16 protein-coding genes are annotated in these 17,120 nt (G+C 50.6%); 9 read left to right on the top strand and 7 right to left on the bottom strand.

Features of this window, described 5'->3' with window-relative positions:
• The first annotated feature begins 2 nt into the window (after window positions 1-2).
• The 8 genes from ACQKPA_RS10195 to folE all read left to right on the top strand — a co-directional run bounded on the left by ACQKPA_RS10195 (window position 3) and on the right by folE (window position 7,888).
• The gene (locus ACQKPA_RS10195) at window positions 3-770 is read left to right on the top strand and encodes an ABC transporter ATP-binding protein (RefSeq protein WP_071220886.1); all 768 of its coding nucleotides are present in this window, start codon (window positions 3-5) and stop codon (window positions 768-770) included.
• Between the two features lie 50 nt (window positions 771-820).
• A complete protein-coding gene (locus ACQKPA_RS10190; protein ID WP_427491833.1) occupies window positions 821-2,116 on the top strand; it encodes an ABC transporter permease in 1,296 nt (431 codons plus the stop codon).
• A gap of 33 nt (window positions 2,117-2,149) precedes the next feature.
• Entirely contained in the window at window positions 2,150-3,238 is a 1,089-nt protein-coding gene (locus tag ACQKPA_RS10185) for an efflux RND transporter periplasmic adaptor subunit (protein WP_427491831.1), read from the top strand.
• A gap of 438 nt (window positions 3,239-3,676) precedes the next feature.
• Window positions 3,677-4,099 carry a GNAT family N-acetyltransferase gene (locus ACQKPA_RS10180; protein ID WP_012819018.1) on the top strand — a complete coding sequence of 141 codons (423 nt, stop codon included), beginning with the start codon at window positions 3,677-3,679 and terminating at the stop codon, window positions 4,097-4,099.
• A 204-nt stretch (window positions 4,100-4,303) separates the two neighbouring features.
• Complete coding sequence (lepB, locus tag ACQKPA_RS10175) at window positions 4,304-4,906, top strand: signal peptidase I (RefSeq protein WP_071220882.1); 603 nt, start codon at window positions 4,304-4,306, stop codon at window positions 4,904-4,906.
• A 43-nt stretch (window positions 4,907-4,949) separates the two neighbouring features.
• Window positions 4,950-6,791, top strand: coding sequence for a tRNA epoxyqueuosine(34) reductase QueG (queG, locus tag ACQKPA_RS10170; RefSeq protein ID WP_427491828.1), 1,842 nt, complete (start codon window positions 4,950-4,952; stop codon window positions 6,789-6,791).
• A gap of 142 nt (window positions 6,792-6,933) precedes the next feature.
• Window positions 6,934-7,170, top strand: a complete 237-nt coding sequence (locus tag ACQKPA_RS10165) for a YneF family protein (RefSeq protein ID WP_009594912.1) — start codon at window positions 6,934-6,936, stop codon at window positions 7,168-7,170.
• A gap of 124 nt (window positions 7,171-7,294) precedes the next feature.
• On the top strand, window positions 7,295-7,888 hold the full coding sequence (gene folE, locus ACQKPA_RS10160) for a GTP cyclohydrolase I FolE (RefSeq protein WP_427491826.1): 594 nt from the start codon (window positions 7,295-7,297) through the stop codon (window positions 7,886-7,888).
• Window positions 7,889-7,998: 110 nt separating this feature from the next.
• Here the strand turns inward: folE and ACQKPA_RS10155 are convergent, their stop codons facing one another.
• From ACQKPA_RS10155 to ACQKPA_RS10135, 5 genes are all read right to left on the bottom strand, one after another.
• Window positions 7,999-8,271: a hypothetical protein gene (locus tag ACQKPA_RS10155; protein WP_076325903.1), complete on the bottom strand. Its 273-nt coding sequence runs from the start codon at window positions 8,269-8,271 to the stop codon at window positions 7,999-8,001.
• Between the two features lie 33 nt (window positions 8,272-8,304).
• Complete coding sequence (locus ACQKPA_RS10150; protein WP_427491824.1) at window positions 8,305-9,579, bottom strand: lipase family protein; 1,275 nt, start codon at window positions 9,577-9,579, stop codon at window positions 8,305-8,307.
• Window positions 9,580-9,650: 71 nt separating this feature from the next.
• On the bottom strand, window positions 9,651-9,929 hold the full coding sequence (locus tag ACQKPA_RS10145) for a hypothetical protein (RefSeq protein ID WP_071220877.1): 279 nt from the start codon (window positions 9,927-9,929) through the stop codon (window positions 9,651-9,653).
• A gap of 470 nt (window positions 9,930-10,399) precedes the next feature.
• Window positions 10,400-11,575 (bottom strand): Fe-Mn family superoxide dismutase, encoded by a 1,176-nt coding sequence (locus tag ACQKPA_RS10140; protein WP_427491822.1) that lies wholly within the window; start codon window positions 11,573-11,575, stop codon window positions 10,400-10,402.
• A 133-nt stretch (window positions 11,576-11,708) separates the two neighbouring features.
• Window positions 11,709-12,701, bottom strand: coding sequence for an alpha/beta hydrolase (locus ACQKPA_RS10135; protein ID WP_427491820.1), 993 nt, complete (start codon window positions 12,699-12,701; stop codon window positions 11,709-11,711).
• 221 nt (window positions 12,702-12,922) lie between these two features.
• On the opposite strand from ACQKPA_RS10135, the gene ACQKPA_RS10130 reads away from it, so the two are divergent.
• Window positions 12,923-13,663, top strand: a complete 741-nt coding sequence (locus ACQKPA_RS10130; RefSeq protein ID WP_427491818.1) for an IclR family transcriptional regulator — start codon at window positions 12,923-12,925, stop codon at window positions 13,661-13,663.
• Between the two features lie 202 nt (window positions 13,664-13,865).
• On the opposite strand, the gene ACQKPA_RS10125 is transcribed toward ACQKPA_RS10130, so the two are convergent.
• Both ACQKPA_RS10125 and acnA read right to left on the bottom strand, forming a co-directional pair.
• Window positions 13,866-14,021, bottom strand: coding sequence for a hypothetical protein (locus ACQKPA_RS10125; protein WP_427491816.1), 156 nt, complete (start codon window positions 14,019-14,021; stop codon window positions 13,866-13,868).
• 183 nt (window positions 14,022-14,204) lie between these two features.
• A complete protein-coding gene (gene acnA, locus ACQKPA_RS10120) occupies window positions 14,205-16,922 on the bottom strand; it encodes an aconitate hydratase AcnA (protein ID WP_427491814.1) in 2,718 nt (905 codons plus the stop codon).
• Window positions 16,923-17,120: the final 198 nt, after the last annotated feature.

Genomic DNA, 17,120 nt, shown 5'->3' with positions numbered 1-17,120 from the left:
ACATGTTGCGTTTGGAAAATGTATCGCACAGCTTTAAGAACGGTAACGAAGTGTTAAAGGTGCTCCATAATATCCAGTTTGAAGTCCAGAAGGGAGAGATGATTGCCCTGCTCGGCAGTTCCGGCTCGGGCAAATCCACGCTGCTCAACTTAATGGCAGGACTGATGAAGCCGACGGAAGGCCATATTTATATTGCCGATCAAGATATTGTCAAATACGGGGAAAACAAGCTTGCTGTTTTCCGGCGCAAGCATATCGGATTTATTTTCCAGGCCTATGAGCTAATTCCGACGCTCACGGTTCGGGAAAACGTGGAGCTTCCACTGGTCTTTCAATCCGTTTCTCCGTCCAAGCGCCGCAAGAAAGCGATGGAGCTGCTGGAGATGACGGGGATCGGCGATAAGGCTTCATTGTACCCGTCCCAGCTGTCAGGCGGACAGCAGCAGCGCGTCAGTATTGCGCGCTCGTTGATTACCGAGCCTTCCGTTATTTTTGCGGACGAGCCGACGGGCAACCTGGACACCAAGACGGAAGAGGAAATTATCCGAATCATGATGGCGCTGAACGAGTCCATGAAAACGACGTTTGTCATCGTTACCCATGAGATGGAAGTTGCTGCTCAAATGAAAAAAACGATTATGCTCCGCGACGGTTATTTGGTTCAGCCGGAGGACTATACAACGCCAGCAGCAGGTCAACGGGGGCCAAACGCCCCCTCGTCCCTGCCTGGGGTTCCGGTTCATGCGGAGGAGGCAGGTGAGGTCAGCTGATAATTTTAGACAGCATACGGCTGGCATGGGGACAGATCAAACGCCGTAAAGTGGTGACAGCTCTGTGCATGACCGGTATTTCGATTGGATGCGCGGCTATTATCGTAGCGATCAGCATTGGCAACGGCGCCCAGAATTATTTGGAGACGGAAATTATAGGCGGCATGAAGCTTGACGAAATTACGGTGACTCCGCAGGGCTCAAGCGGGCAAGGTGAAGGCAGCGGCCCCACGGTCGGAGCTGACCGGGGATTGCTTACGGATGATAAGGTTCAGGTGATTCAGGGCTTTGATCATGTCAAATCCGTTATAGCCACCAAGCAGCTCGGGTATTTTAGAGCCATTTCGTCCGACAACCTGATCAACGACGGCTTCAACGTTGTGGCCGTGGACCTGTCAAAGCTCAAAGAGCAGGGTAACAGGTTCAAGGAAGGCGGCCCGCTTGATCAGATCGGTGCTATGGTGCTCAATTACGGAGCAACAACCGGATGGAAGGATGCAGAGACGAGCGAAAGATTAATGAATATGATCAATAGCGATCCCAACAATCCGAAGATATGGGAAGAATATCAGATGTATGAGAGCACCGTATCGGAAATGAACGGTAAAAATATTCAGCTGGAGCAGATGGACGCTGATAAGAAGCAGCTTAGCCCGGCGCTTTATGTTGGAGGCGTGCTGGACGTGCCTACGGGAAGAGATGCCCAGTTTGCGATCTACGATCGTCAGGCCTACATTTCCTTTGATACAGCGGAATGGCTAACAAACAGTTTGAAACTGCAAAATGGGACAGCTTCGAAACAGCGGGTATACGATAATCTAACCGTCAAAGTGGATGATCTGCAGAATATTAAACCGCTCGAGGATTTGATCTCAAAGCTTGCGCTGAATGCGAGCGACAATCTGGCTATGCGTGATCAGGTCGCTTCCCAATTGGATACATTCAAAGCGATCGCTCTCGGCATCGGCGTATTTATCCTGTTATTGGCCTCGATATCGATCATCGTAGCGATGACGATGTCTACGCATCAGCGCCGTAGACAAATCGGCATCATGAAGGTCCTGGGGGCGAATATGCCGCAAATCCGCAACATGTTCATTATAGAAGCCAGCCTGCTCGGTTTGCTTGGCGGATTGCTTGGCATCGTATTCGCATTTTTGATCATCAAGGGGCTAAATTCATTCATTATGGCTTCAGCGGGCATGTCAGGGCTGCAAATTGCGGTTACGCTGGAGACGCTGCCTATCGGCATTGCATTCGCTGTGATGACCGGAATCTTCTCAGGGATCTATCCGGCGATCAGTGCAGCTAGAACGAATGCACTTCTGGCCATTAAGCGGGATTAGGATAATGAGTTTCGGAAAGGAAGCTAAATCGGTATGATAAAAAAAATCATAAAATGGACGGTTATCGTTGCCGTGCTGGGCTTGGTGGGATATTGGGGATACGGACAGGTGAAACCGAAAGAACCCGAGATTCCCATGATGGAAGAGCCGCAGGTCATCTCATTTCCCGTAACCGAGGAAACCATCGTCTCGACCGTGCAGGTCAAGGGAACGTCCGAATACGGGCGGGAGACCAATGTGTACGCACCTTTTGAAGCGAAAGTGGAGTCATGGAACGTAGAGAACGGCCAGCAGATCAAGAAAGGCGATGCGCTTTTTAAGTTGGAGCAAACGGCCATTCGCCAGCAGCTTCAGCAGAAGGAAGCCGAGCTGCAGAAGCGGAAGCTGGAGCAGGAGCTGAAGGAGTTCACGTTAAATCAGGACCTCGATAGCGCCCCGGCGTTAGCAACGGAGGCCGAGCGCCTTAAAATGCTGGCAGACCAGGAAAATGCTCGGCTGAGCAGTCAGCTCGACGAGGTTACCAACGATATTGAGCGCCAGACGCTGGCCGACTTGAATGACAGGCTGAAGAAAGCTACATACCTATCGCCTGCAACAGGCCTGTTTCTGTTCGATCCGACGCAGCAGCGGCCGCAATCAGTGACGGCGAACCAGTATATCGGCAAAATTGTCGACCTGGATTCTCTTCGATTAGTGGCATATGTCGGGGAAAACGATATTTTCAGCATTAAGCAGGACATGGCGGTCGAAGTAAAGCTGCCGTCCATCAAGGATCTAAAGCTGAAGGGAAAGGTGCTGGAAGTGGCCAAATTTGCCGAGACGACGGCTCAGGAGAAGCAAACCTCCCAGACACCACAGTTTAAGGTAATTATCTCGCTGCCGAAGGAAGATCGTTTGATTGGCGGGCTGACGCTAAACGGAGACATTGTAACCAAACGAAAAGATAAGGCGGTTGTAGTTCCTAAACTTGCCGTTATGACGGACGGAGGCACCTCCTATGTCATGGTAGACAAGGGAGGCGGTCAGATTGAACGGCAGGATATCGAGACCGGCTTGCAGACGCTGGATAAAGTCGAGGTTTTGTCAGGGCTGAAAGTGGGCGACACCGTCGTTCTCCAGTAAATATCATGAACGAAAACACAGCGTTGCTCAAAGGCACATAGCCTAGAGAACGCTGTTGTTTTTTTACTTGCCTGTATCAACGGAAGGACTAGGAAAGTCCGGTTTTTTTATTAAAATATAGATCTCAATCAGAAAGAAAAGACTTGGAAATTAATGGGTGTGATTTTAACAGTGAGCTAATGGTTGAACAGCAGGAAACAAACCTATCATTCAACAAAAATATGGAATATTATCCAGCTAAAAAGATGAAAACGCTTCATATAAAGCGCTTTCAGAAGAAAACTCGTGAATTTACGAGAAAGATGTGGTTTAATGGACAAGGAAAGAGGATTTTCGGGTTTTTTGTAGTAACCTAAATGTCAGGTTTGCGTTAACGGAATACTAGATTTTTGTAAACCGGGTAAACCGCATCATGCTAACGAAAAGGGAGATTTTGAAATGCATGTTCGTTCCTTTCAGTTGAGTGACTGTAACCCCGTAACCGAGCTTCTGCAGATTGCTTTATCGGAAGAATGCTACGAAAACACGATGGAGCCCTTCTCCAGGCAGCTTGCTTGGGACTCCGATCTGATTATGGTGGCTGAAGAAAACGGTGAAATCGTTGGTGCCTTAATCGGTACGATCGAACGCAATCATGGTTGTTATTACCGCATTGCCATTCATCCCGACTATCGCAGAAAAGGGATTGGCAAAGCATTGATTTCGGCAATGGAACAGCGTTTTCAATCACGGAAAGTCAGTCGGATCATGGTAGCCGGAGACGAGCACAACGCCGCAGCCATGCCATTTTATGAAGCTATGGGATACGGTGCCAGCCAAATCCTGCGGTCGTTCCAGAAGCTCAGTATCCTTGGTCAATAGTAGTCATGACGAGAGTGGTACATACGAGCGACGCAAACGGCGGCCTTAAGCTTCGACAGAGATAAGAAACGACATTTTTTCGATATGAAGCATATCTTTCAGCCGTTGCAAATGGGTGGGAGATATGCTTTTCTATTAATGTACCTTTTTTGAAGGTGCCGCCTTTGGTACCCGAAGGCGAAATCGAAGTAAAGTAGGTGTAGCATGGGACAAGTGATTTCTCCGGATTCAACTGAGCATGGCGAGAACAACGGACCTCAGAATCAACCTGGCAAGAAGAACAGCTGGGCTGCCGAGCTTTGGGATTGGGTAAAGACGATTGCGATTGCATTTGTTATTATGGTGCTTCTAAATATGTTTGTGTTCAACCTTTCTATGGTTAAAGGTGAATCTATGCAGCCGACACTGGTAGCATCGGAGCGGCTATTTATTAATAAAGTGGTATATCGCTTTGCCGAACCGAGCCATGGCGATGTCATTGTGCTTAAGGACCCGAGTGATGGTCCTGATAAGAAGGAGTTTCTTGTAAAGCGTGTCGTTGGCGTACCTGGGGACACCATTGAGGTGAAGGACCAGAAGCTGTACGTAAACGGAGTTGCACAGCAGGAAGGATATACCGATGTCCCGATCGAGGACCCGGGCTTTGAGCCCATAACCCTGGAAGAGGGCCGCTACTTCGTTATGGGAGATAACCGCCATCTTGGAAAGAGCAAGGACAGCCGCATGTTCGGCAGCGTGAAGGAAAGCGACATCGTGGGCAGGGCCGAATTTATATTCTGGCCGTTGTCCGAGATCAAAAAGCTGTAGCTGAAAGGACAGAACATCATCCCAGGAAAGGAGGCGCTGGAGAATGACCTACACACTCGGCTCGTATGCTCCTCCGCCTTCGGTATGGGAGGAGCTTAAGCAGGAGCTTAAGGCCGTTGCACCGGAGCTTGGCATTGATGATATCGGCTTTGCTTCGGCGGAGCCGTTCGAATCCTTGAAGGGAATCTTGCAAAACCATCGGGATAAAGGGTATGAGTCGGGCTTTGAGGAGTCGGATCTGGATAAGCGGGTTACTCCGGCCCTTCCCGGTACGGAGCCGAAGTCCCTGATCGCCATCGCCATAACGTACCACTCCAAGATGGAGAACCCGCCCAAATCGGAGCCTGGCAAGTACAGGGGGATTATGGCACGATCAGCTTGGGGAAGGGATTATCATCAGGTGCTCCGGGAGGCCATGAGCCGTCTGGAGGAATACATCAAAGAACGCGTGCCGGATGCGAAGCTTGAAAGCATGGTGGACACGGGCGCGCTTGTTGACCGGGCGGTTTCGCAGCGAGCCGGGATTGGCTTTAGCGCTAAGAACTGCGCCATCATCTCTCCGAAGTTCGGTTCCTGGATATTCCTCGGCGAAATGGTAACCAATATTCCGTTTCCGCCGGATACGCCGGTAACCGAGGACTGCGGGGAGTGCACCAAGTGTATTGACGCTTGCCCAACCGGCGCGCTTGTCGGTCCCGGGCAGCTGAATGCCCAGCGCTGCGTTTCTTTTCTAACCCAGACCAAAGGGTTTCTGGACGAAGAAGCCATGCGCAAGATCGGTAACCGGCTGTACGGCTGTGATACCTGTCAAATAGTTTGTCCGAAGAACCGGGGCAAGAATTGGACTCATCAAGAGGACTTTAAGCCCGATCCTGAAAAAGCCAAGCCGCTGCTCCTGCCCATCCTGGATATGACCAACCGGGAATTCAAGGAGGCATTTGGAGATACTTCGGCCGCTTGGCGCGGCCGAAAGCCGATTCAGCGCAATGCTGTCATCGCGCTTGGCAACTTTAAAGATATTTCAGCCGTACCGAAGCTGAGCGAGGTACTGCTGAAAGACCCGCGCCCGGAGCTGCGGGGAACCGCTGCATGGGCTCTGGGCCGTATTGGAGGCGAAGAAGCGTTGAACAACTTAGAGAAAAGCATGAAATCAGAAGGGGATTCCCAAGTACGAGATATGCTGCAGCAAGCCTTGAATAAACTGAATGAACCGAGAGAGAAAGAAGCGCCTGCCGGATCCGCGGCTGATGCTTCTTCCACCAGCACTCCTGCTGCGGGTTCCTCTAATAGGGACAAGCCGGAACAGGAGAGTCCTGTTATTCAGGGAGTTGAGCCGATGGCCATCCCTGAAGGAGGACCGGAAATGCTGTATTATGATGAACTTCAATCTCCGATTGGACCGCTGACGGTCTGCGCAACGGAGAAGGGATTATGTCTTATTGAATTTGGCAGCTTCTATGTGAAGGAAGCGGTGATCCAGCAGTGGTCACGGACCTGGGCCGGTAACGGCGGCTACCAGCGTGACGAGGCAAGGTTAGCTCCTGCGATCACGCAGTTGAAGCAGTATTTTGCAGGGGAGCTAAAGGCGTTCGACGTACAGCTGGACATGCGCGGAACCTCATTCCAATTGCAGGTATGGGAAGCGCTGAAGTCCATTCCTTATGGAACGGTGTGTTCCTATAAGGATGTGGCTGAATCCATCGGGCGTCCTAAAGCGGTTCGTGCCGTAGGCGGAGCGAACAACAAGAACCCGGTTCCGATCATCGTGCCATGTCATCGTGTGGTAGGTTCTGACGGAGCTCTCATCGGATATGCCGGCGGGCCGGAGATCAAACGCACTCTGTTAACGATTGAAGGAGCTATGCCAGGCCGAAAAGGGTCGTAATGGATCCAATATGCATGACTAGGGCCGCTTGCTGCCATGTATCCGTTATTTTCATTTGCTGTGGCGAAAAGGACATGCTATGATAGGTTCGTGTATGCGCCATTAAATGGTAGATATTAGTATAATAGAAGGTGGTCAAGTGATGGATATAGTCATTCCGATTATTACATTGATCGTGGGTCTGGTTGGCGGATTTTTCATCGGCGTATTCTATCTCCGCAAGCAATTGGAGAAGATGCAGAACGATCCGCAAATGCTGCAGAAGATGGCAAAACAAATGGGCTATAACATGAACAGCAAGCAAATGCAGCGCGCACAGCAAATGATGAAGAATCAGCCTATGCCGGGTAAAGGGCAAGGCCGTAAACGCAAATCATAATGAAAAAAAGCCCGCTCCCGTCTAAATGAAATGACGGAGGGGCATTTCTATTTAAAAAGGCCGCTAACAGCGGCTATAAGTTAACCGTTTGCTTTTTCTATGGAACGAAAAGGGGGATTGTACTGTGGCGGGCGTAAAGGACTATGTGAACCATAAAGTAGGCCAAAACCGGGAGCAGATCGAGTACCATGTAGAGCAAATATTGAAACTGATCGGTGAAGATCCCCAGCGTGAGGGACTCCTTGAGACACCGGCCCGTGTGACACGCATGTATGAGGAGATCTTTGCTGGATACGAAGTGGATCCCAAGGATGTTCTCGGGGTTACCTTTGACGAGAATCATGAGGAATTGGTTATCGTGAAGGATATCGTATACTACAGCCAGTGCGAGCACCATATGGCGCCGTTCTTTGGGAAAGTCCATATCGGTTATGTCCCTAGCGGCAAAATCGCCGGCTTGAGCAAGCTGGCGCGTCTGGTAGAGGCGGTTACCCGCCGTCTTCAGGTGCAGGAGCGCATCACCTCGCAAATCGCGGACATTATGGTGGAGGCGCTGCAGCCAAACGGCGTGATGGTCGTTGTGGAAGGCGAGCATCTGTGCATGTGCGCGCGCGGTGTGAAGAAGCCGGGCAGCAAAACGGTCACGTCAGCTGTACGCGGTACCTTCCAAAGTGATTCTGCACAGCGTTCAGAATTTCTGTCTTTGATTAAAGACTAAGCAGGATCCAGACCATTGAAAAAGGCTTCGCCCACGGAGGCGAAGCCTTTTTTTTGTGCTCAGCAACGAATGTGAAGCTCATATGTTAATCGATGCATGGTAAGGGCTTCTCAAGAAGCCCCATCCACTTGTTTCATATACTGCACATATTGGATGAGTGCGTGTTTTTGCTCCTCGATATCCCGGATGCGGCGGGACATCTCCATGAAGAAGGTTTCAATCTGATCGCGCAGCACATTGGCGGATTGTCCCTTCCAATCCTGCAGACGGGCGTACATGACCCGTGCCTCCTGTTCGTCCGCCCGAATGGCTGCCAGCAGTCCTGACAGCTCGCGTTCGGCCTGAAGCAAATCATCCAGCTCCAGCAGAATCTCTCGACTCATCTCCATCCCTCCCGGTAGTTTTCGTATTGATGCTTACCCGCTGTTGTCTGTCCGTTCAAATAAATCCGCTTTGAATTTAATATACTGAACGATGTCGGTGGTATGCTGCAGATGCCATTGACTCATCGACATGATGGATGTATCCAGCTGCTGGACAATCGGCTGCAGACGTCTGCTGTGGCTGGAGAACATGTATTTGGAGAGACGCTGCCGGATTCCTTGGATTTCGGCATCACTTTGATGGGCGTGTGCTCTCCATTTCTCGGCTACGCTTCGCAGCTCAGCAGGGGTTACCTGGATGGTACCGGAGGAGCCTCCGACGGAGCCGCCCAGGGCTCCCAGCGAGCCGCCTAAACCTAAGCCTAAATGGCTCATCGGCCCACCCATGCCGAACAAGAGACTGCCATGGGCAGGTATTCTTGGTGAATCAACGGCTTTGTCGGTAGCGCCGTCATACAGAGGATTTGAGATGTAGCCATCCTCGAATCGATAGCGGTCAAGCTGATGATAATTGGGGCCGCCCAGTGTATTATCAATTTTTTCTTTTATACTAAGACCGTCATTGGCGTCTTTATAACTGGAGTCTATGTAATAGGTAGAACCGACGTGGCCATCGAAGCCGCCGAGCGCGCCACTGGCAATAATGTCGCCAGGATGGGCGAAATTAATGATTTGAGAATCGAATTCCCCGTTCTCTGCCTTTCTTCTGGCTTCAGGGGAGAGGCTTCCGATGACCGACGGAGCACTGAAGGTGACAGCCGACATGCCCGTATAGGCTGCAGCATATTGCGCGTTGGCTCCCCCTAGGGAGTGACCCGTGAGGGTGAAATCAACACCCTTGTATTTCTCCTTCATCTCCAGCGCATAATCCTCGGCTTGATACAACTGGTTAGTTCCCAATATATCCGTTTTTTTATCGATCTGCCGCGATTGTTCACCGAACCAATCCGTGACATCGTTAATCCCCGTGGCTTCTTTGACTTTGTCTACATGGTCAGCCCAAGGTGGCCGAAATTCCGGGATTTTTCTTTTGATCTCTTCAATACCAATGTCCGCATCGGCCAAATAATCGGGGAGAGCATGGGATAAGTCTTTGCCTGCCTCGGTACCCCGGTAAGCGATAACGGCCTGATTTGTTTCCTTGTTGTAAAAAGTTACCGCATCAAAACCTGATATGCTGTTGCTCTTATAGTCCTCAAGGACCTCCCACCCAGGCAAGTCCTCAACGGTATCTTCTTTTTTCAGATCGAGATAAGCCGCTTCTGACATCAATCGGTACGTCTCGTCATCCACTTGCGGTGAACTCAAATATACTCCCTCCTTAACATGACTCAGCAGGATCAGAACCTTTAGTTACAGCCAAAAGGCAGCACAACCCATCACTCGCCCTTAATCGCTTTTCTGAGCTCCGGGTTCATCACGAAATTGGATGTCTCGCCTGTGTTGAAATCGACGGATATTTTAAAGGTTTGTTCCGGATGATCTACAACAAACCCTTCAAGGTTGACCTTGTCCGCTACGATAGAAGGCATCATCTCTTCTTTGGTAATCTCTACATCTAAATTGTATTTCTCTTTAAAATGCTCAACGGCTGTGGTTTTAGCCTTCGTTATGACTTCATCCGAGCTGTCGTCTGTATTGGCTTGGTTATTGTTCACTGGCTGGCATCCTCCAACAATTAAAATGATAAGCACAAAAGCAAAAATGAAAACACGTGATTTGAACCTACTGTTCACACTGACCCATCCCTTCAGTGGTGATGTTCTGCTCTTACAGGCATGCTGAATCTTGCAGTCTTAGTTTGGAACGCATCGCTTCTCTTCGTTTCGCCTTAGGCAATGTAGAAGTGGCGCACCAAGCTTACTGTCATATCATAATCCAGCATATGGCAGCGTTCAACCGAATAAATAACCAGATATGTGGTAAAAAAGACCTAACAATAGGCTCGGGTTACTCCTTAGCTTGAATAATCTTGTCCAATTCTGGACTCATGTCCAAGTGCCCGGTTTCAAGTGTTACCCCTTAACTAAGGATAAAACCCTCCTTAAACTCCATAAGCGAAGTAAGGAGGGCTATAGACATCATACCCAATATTAACCAATGTGAAGCAACCCAGCAAGGCTTTGAATTAAAAAGGCCTCCATTTCAGCTCACTGGCATGCTTGAAACGCTCTGCAACTGCTGGCCAGAAGACCACGTTCCACCAATCCTTGATGTAATCCTTGCGTTTACTTTGATGTTTGAGGTAGTAGGCGTGTTCCCATACATCCAGTGCCAGAAGAGGTACGACGTCCCACTGGGAGAGGTTCTGATGCTTCTCGGCCTGCAGAATTTCCAGTCGATGGCTGCGCGGACTCCAGACGAGGATCGCCCAGCCACCGCCTTCCACTTTGTCTGCCGCTTCGGAGAAGTGCTTTTTAAAGCGATCGAAGCTTCCGAAATCCTTCTTGATCTGCTGGGCAAGCTCCCCGCCCGGTTCGCCACCGCCCTGCGGGTTCATAATGTCCCAGAAGATCGTGTGCAAATAGTGGCCGGCTCCGTGAAAAGCCAGCTCGCGTTCCCAATGCTTCACCAGTTCGAAATCGCCGCTTTTTCTGGCCGCCTCTAATTTTTTCTCCGCTTTGTTTAAACCGTCGACGTAGCTTTGGTGATGGATATCGTGATGAATCCGCATGGTTTTCTCGTCGATATGAGGCTCCAGCGCATTATATGCGTAAGGCAGCGGAGGAAGGCGATGTCCGCCAATCGGTACGGCCTTGCCGCTGTCTCCCATGCCTTGAATGGACAGATCAGTCTCAGAGCGAGATGGCGGTGGGGAGGAGGCCTCATGAAGCGTCATGGATTGCACCGGCATCTCCACATCCATAAATCTCTCCAGCGCTCCAGCGGAGTTGAGCGTCTCCAGCGCGTTCAGGAAGTATTCGGACTCCCGAATCACATGGTGCAGGACTGTGCTGGCGAGCGGCACTTTCCGAACAGCCTCACTATGCTCCTTCAATCCGTGCAGTTGGCGGATGAACTCTCTGGATTGCTCGCAGGAAGCGCGCAGCAACTGTTCGACCTGGGCCAGCACCTGCGGCGAAGGAGGCCCGTCATAACGGAGAATGTGGCGCAGAAGTTCGTCTGCTGCTTTTTCTGTATCGGAGAACACCACGGCCCATTGATCCAGCATTTTGACATAGTCCGGCTCCAGATCCCGCACAACGGCTTTGATGAGCCCGGTATGCTTCCTTTCCTGATGCTTCCAATAGCGAATCTCTTCGAGTAATCGTACCGGGAGCTTTGCTCCGTAAATAAATAACATGTCCGTTCCCTCCAGTATCAGGTTCACTAAACACACTATATTCACGCGGCAGCCTGTATTATGAGGGGGAAATAAAAATACCCCCGCCGCATCAAAGCAGCAGGGGGAAGTGGATCGTATGATCAATAAAGCATCAGAATTCATCCGGAGTTTCGAGTTTTCCTAGAAAGGTGGATACTCTGCGCAGATATTCTTTAGGGTGCTCACGGAAGATAAGCTCATGATGCGCATCCTCTACAATCCAGGAATCCGAATCCGTATGGGTTTGATTGGAAGCAATCTTCTCGGCGATCGGGTAAGGTGCCTTGTCGTCTTTCGTTCCGTGGATGAACAAGGTCGGGAACGGATAATCGTGCTTTTTCACCTCATTGTACGGGATCTGATCCAGGCTTGTGCCATTGAGCACCGGGAAGAGCAGCTCCAGAATCTCCAGGGACGGATGACGAGGAAGATTGATCTGGTTGTGAATGTTGTGGTAAAGCGTGTCCGGCTCCAATAAAAAGGCGCTGTCCAGAATCATGGCATCTACATCCTTGGTCTCAAGCCCTGCCTGCAGCGCGGTACCGGCACCCATGGAGAAGCCCCAGACGACAATTTGCTTTGCGCCGCGCTGCTTCACATGTTCAATGGCCCCGAGAAGCTGGCGTTTCTCTTCCTTGCCTCCGGTCGCCACTTCCTTGCTGGTCTGTGAGGCAAAACCGTAATCAAACATCAGCACATTAAAATTCATGTTGTGCGCGTAATGGGCGATATCGTACATCGGTACCCAGGTTTCCTCCCGATTGGCGCCGTATCCATGGCTGAGCACGATGGTTTTGGAGGAGTTCTCGGCCGGGATATACCATCCATTTATATTTCGTTTGCCGTCAATCGAGTGGAACGTGACATTCTCGTAATGCATATCTTTAGCAAGCTTGGGGTTGGAATAGAGCGGAGCAACCGTCGGATTCGACAAAACCCAAGCAATATAGGCATGAAGCGCAATAAAACAGAAAACAAGGAAAAAAACGACAGATAATAACAACGCCAATATAATATGCTTTAAACGAACCAAGCCCGTCGACAGCTCGGCCGGCGTGTCATTTAATTGGGAGAGTGGGGCATTACTACCAGTCGTTGTGCTCATAAGTGGCCCCTCCTTACCATATAGTCTGGATATGTTTCGTTAACATGAAAGAGTTGAAATTATAATAATCGTATGCCCGGATGCCTATAAAGTCAATGCAAATCCATAGATTGTAAGACAACTGTAAAGTCCCTGTCTCCATGGTTTACTTTTGAGAAGAATTCTCATATAATTCTTGTAACCAGGTTTCATAGAATGAAACAGGAGAGGAGCTGGTCGGGATGGAAGACCGTAAACTGACGGTGCGTGCTGTAGAGCGGGCGCTTGATATATTGATGTGTTTTACGAAAGACAGTGAACTTGCCCTCACGGAGATTTCTACCCTTATCGGATTACATAAAAGTACCGTTCATCGGCTGCTAACAACGCTGGAAGACAAAGGATTCGTTGTTCGTAACAAAGAGACGGAGAAATATCGACTTGGCTTGAAAATATGGGAGCTGTCTATGCATTTGTCTCAAAGCGACGACCCGGCGATTCGCCTTCTGCCCGCGATGGAGGCCTTACGGGATCGGCTTGGTGAAACGGTGAGCTTGTATTTAAGAGACGGTTCGGATCGTCTTCGGATTCAAGCGGTTCAGAGCAACCAGGGCATTCGGCGGGTCGCCCAGGTCGGAGTGCGACTGCCGTTGTCGGTTGGCGCTTCCAGCAAGGTACTGGTGGCCTTTGCGCCACCGGCCGACCAGGAGGAGCTGCTCAATGCGCCGGATTGGCCGGAATCTGTCGACCGGATCGTTTACCGGCAGCAGCTGGCCGAAATACTGGAGAATGGATACGCGATCAGCATCGAAGAGCGCGAGCCTGGAGCCGCTGCGGTATCGGTTCCCATCTTTGACCGGAATGGTCAAGTGGCGGCAGCACTGTCGATGTCAGGGCCAGTCACCCGCCTGTCAGCGGAAACGCTTCGCGAACATGCGCCAATCCTGATGGAGGCGGCACGGGAAATGGGAATGATGATTTAATTCATTCTATTGCGAGAGTGCGGACAGCATCACTATAAGTTATTGAATGACCGGGCGGCTCCATGTGATACAGCTGCCCGGTCATTTTTTATGCGGGGACGACTGTTCGAAAACGAGCCAAAAGACCGTACCCATGATCTTGGTGATCGTAGGAACGGTCTTTTTGCCGTGACGGCATCGCTATATAACAGGCAAGGGCAGCTTAAGTCAGCTTCACGTTCTTTTCCTTCATTTTCTGATTAAGGATCTCTTGAAAGGTGAGGGCTTTATCCGTCGTGCCCTCCTTCTTAGGCGCTGCCACTGGCTGCGGCCGTTGGTATTGATATTGGAACGAAGCCATCGTATGTATTTTGATCATAGGTACTTTCCTCCTGGGTATGGATTTCCGAAAATGTTTTTTACCAATTAACCTTCTTGGCATCATTCGAAACGGAATATCCAATATTCAGGAAAGAAGTACCGAAAAATAACAAAATCCCCATCATCCATAAGCGGATGATGGGGATTTGTTCCTAAGGCTAAAGCGCCTATAGGGATTGTCTTATTGGTTCGATGCGATCATTTGACGCAGTACCGTTTGGAGGATACCTCCATTATGGTAGTAGTCCACGTCCACCATGCTGTCGAGGCGTGCGATAGCTTGGAACTCGAATTGGGTTCCGTCTTCACGCGTAACGACAACGGTCAATTCCTGGCCTGGCTTCACATCGTTGCTGAGGCCCAGGATATCGAATGTCTCGCGGCCGTTCAGACCAAGGCTCTTCCAGCCATGACCTTCCTGGAACTGGAGCGGAAGAACGCCCATGCCCACAAGGTTGGAGCGGTGAATACGCTCGAAGCTTTCAGCCAGCACGGCTTTGACGCCGAGGAGATACGTACCTTTTGCCGCCCAGTCACGGGAGCTTCCTGTACCGTATTCTTTACCGGCGATAACGACGAGGTTCTGTCCGCCTGCTTGATAATTCATCGAAGCATCATAGATGGACATCACTTCTTCCGTTGGCAGGTAAGTCGTAACGCCGCCTTCCGTACCTGGAGCTACCTGGTTACGGATCCGGATGTTAGCGAAGGTACCGCGCATCATGACTTCGTGGTTACCACGGCGGGAGCCGTAGGAGTTGAAGTCTTTGCGTTCCACGTTGCGGTCGCTGAGATATTTGCCGGCTGGGCTGTTCACTGCAATGTTACCCGCTGGGGAGATATGGTCCGTTGTAACGGAATCGCCCAAGAGAGCCAGCACGCGCGCTTCCTTGATGTCCTGGATGTCGTTCAGGCCGTTGCCCAGGCCTTCAAAGAATGGCGGGTTCTGGATGTAAGTGGATTGATCGTCCCACTCGTACAGCTCGCCTTCAGGAACAGGAATCTTGTTCCAACGCTCATTGGCAGTAAACACATTCTCGTACTTCTCACGGAAAGCGTCAGGGCTAACGGCTTGACCGATCGCTTCGCGGATTTCCGCACTCGTTGGCCAAATGTCTTTCAGATAGACAGGCTCATTGTTCGGATCGTAGCCGATCGGATCGTTCTGCAGGTCGATGTTCACTGTGCCTGCCAGAGCGTAAGCAACAACCAATGGCGGCGAAGCCAGGTAGTTGGCTTTGACTTGAGCATGCACGCGGCCTTCAAAGTTACGGTTACCCGACAATACGGCGGCTACCGTCATGTCGTTGTCGGCAATCGCTTCGCTCACTTCATCCGGCAATGGACCGGAGTTACCGATACAAGTTGCGCAGCCATAGCCTGCAACATAGAAGCCGAGAGCCTCAAGGTAGTGCAAGAGACCGGACTTCTCGAGGTAGTCGGTTACAACAAGGGAACCTGGGGTCAAGCTGCTCTTCACATAGCCAGGCTTCGTCAGGCCGCGTTCAACGGCTTTCTTCGCCAGGAGACCTGCGCCGAGCATAACGCTTGGGTTGGAGGTGTTCGTACAGCTGGTGATGGCTGCGATAACAACCGCACCCGTTCCCATTTCACTGGTAGAGCCGTCTTTATGATTGACTTTAACGGTTTCCGCAATTTTCTCATCGCTGAGGCCGTACCCGCCTTTGTCGATTGGCGTACGGATGATATCGTTAAAGTTTTGTTTCATGTTGGTAAGCTCGATACGGTCTTGCGGACGCTTTGGTCCAGCCAAGCTCGGTACAACCGAAGCGAGATCCAATTCGATCACATCGGAGAACTCAGGGTCCGGCGTATCTGCCGTACGGAACATGTTTTGCGCTTTATAGTAGCTCTCCACGAGCTCAACCTGCTCATCGGTACGGCCCGTATTACGGAGATAAGCCAAGGTTTCGCTATCAACCGGGAAGAAGCCCATGGTAGCGCCGTATTCCGGAGCCATGTTGGCTACCGTTGCGCGGTCAGCCAGGCTGATGTTCGCAAGACCAGGGCCGTAGAATTCTACGAATTTGCCTACAACGCCTTTCTTGCGGAGAAGCTCGGTTACCGTGAGGGCAAGGTCGGTCGCTGTTGCGCCTTCCGCCAGGCTGCCTGTCAGCTTGAAGCCGATAACTTCAGGTGTTACAAAATACAGCGGTTGGCCGAGCATGCCGGCTTCCGCCTCGATACCGCCTACGCCCCAGCCCACAACGCCAAGACCGTTGATCATGGTTGTATGGGAGTCCGTACCTACGAGGGAATCAGGGAAGACCAGCGTTTCGCCGTCAACCGTCTTCGTAGCGGCTACGGAAGCAAGGTATTCCAGGTTAACCTGGTGAACGATCCCCGTTCCCGGAGGAACTGCGCGGAAGTTGTTGAATGCCGTTTGAGCCCAGCGGAGGAAGCGGTAACGCTCTTCGTTACGCTCAAATTCAAGCTTCATATTCGTTTCCAGAGCTTGATCGGTACCAAAAGCGTCAACCATGACGGAGTGGTCGATAACGAGGTCAACCGGAACGAGAGGGTTGATCTGTTTAGGGTCCCCGCCGGATTTTTTAACGGTGTCACGCATAGCTGCAAGGTCTACGACAACCGGCACACCGGTGAAGTCCTGCAATACGATACGGGCAGGAATGAACGGAATTTCCTTGTTGTTGTCGCGTCCTTCATTCCACTTGGACAAGAGTTTTACATGATCTTCGGTAATTGCGCGTCCGTCGAACTGACGCACGGCTGCTTCCAGCAGCACCCGAATGGAGAAAGGAAGCTTGGATACACTGCCGTATCCTTGCTCTTCGAGAGCCTGCAGGCTGAAATAACGGTAACTTTTACCGCCCACCTCTAGGTTGCGGGAGATGGAGAATTGATCCTTTGCTGGCATTGATGAACCTCCTTAAGTCATTTCATAAATCGAATAAAGACAGTTTGAGATAAATCCTCTTTCGTTTCACTAGGTGAAACCTAATTTCATAAATTGACTACTTTAAGTATACCGTTTTCAACTCGCTGCGTAAAGCATTTTTTATAGAAGAAACGTATTTCAAAAAGGTGAAAACAAGCCTGTTTTTTACCTGAATAC

It is taken from the genome of Paenibacillus sp. NPDC093718 (genome assembly GCF_050279985.1).
Lineage (GTDB): Bacteria > Bacillota > Bacilli > Paenibacillales > Paenibacillaceae > Paenibacillus_AQ.
The sequence above is the reverse complement of the archived record's forward strand: the minus strand, read 5'-3'. Positions and strand labels throughout refer to the sequence as shown.

Bases quoted from the DNA above. Each gene is read 5' to 3' on its own strand.
- ACQKPA_RS10135 (WP_427491820.1), bottom strand. From the start codon at position 12,701: ATGAGCACAACGACTGGTAGTAATGCCCCACTCTCCCAATTAAATGAC.
- ACQKPA_RS10140 (WP_427491822.1), bottom strand. From the start codon at position 11,575: ATGTTATTTATTTACGGAGCAAAGCTCCCGGTACGATTACTCGAAGAG.
- ACQKPA_RS10180 (WP_012819018.1), top strand. From the start codon at position 3,677: ATGCATGTTCGTTCCTTTCAGTTGAGTGACTGTAACCCCGTAACCGAG.
- ACQKPA_RS10195 (WP_071220886.1), top strand. From the start codon at position 3: ATGTTGCGTTTGGAAAATGTATCGCACAGCTTTAAGAACGGTAACGAA.
- ACQKPA_RS10165 (WP_009594912.1), top strand. From the start codon at position 6,934: ATGGATATAGTCATTCCGATTATTACATTGATCGTGGGTCTGGTTGGC.
- ACQKPA_RS10125 (WP_427491816.1), bottom strand. From the start codon at position 14,021: ATGATCAAAATACATACGATGGCTTCGTTCCAATATCAATACCAACGG.
- acnA (WP_427491814.1), bottom strand. From the start codon at position 16,922: ATGCCAGCAAAGGATCAATTCTCCATCTCCCGCAACCTAGAGGTGGGC.
- lepB (WP_071220882.1), top strand. From the start codon at position 4,304: ATGGGACAAGTGATTTCTCCGGATTCAACTGAGCATGGCGAGAACAAC.
- queG (WP_427491828.1), top strand. From the start codon at position 4,950: ATGACCTACACACTCGGCTCGTATGCTCCTCCGCCTTCGGTATGGGAG.
- ACQKPA_RS10155 (WP_076325903.1), bottom strand. From the start codon at position 8,271: ATGAGTCGAGAGATTCTGCTGGAGCTGGATGATTTGCTTCAGGCCGAA.
- ACQKPA_RS10185 (WP_427491831.1), top strand. From the start codon at position 2,150: ATGATAAAAAAAATCATAAAATGGACGGTTATCGTTGCCGTGCTGGGC.
- ACQKPA_RS10130 (WP_427491818.1), top strand. From the start codon at position 12,923: ATGGAAGACCGTAAACTGACGGTGCGTGCTGTAGAGCGGGCGCTTGAT.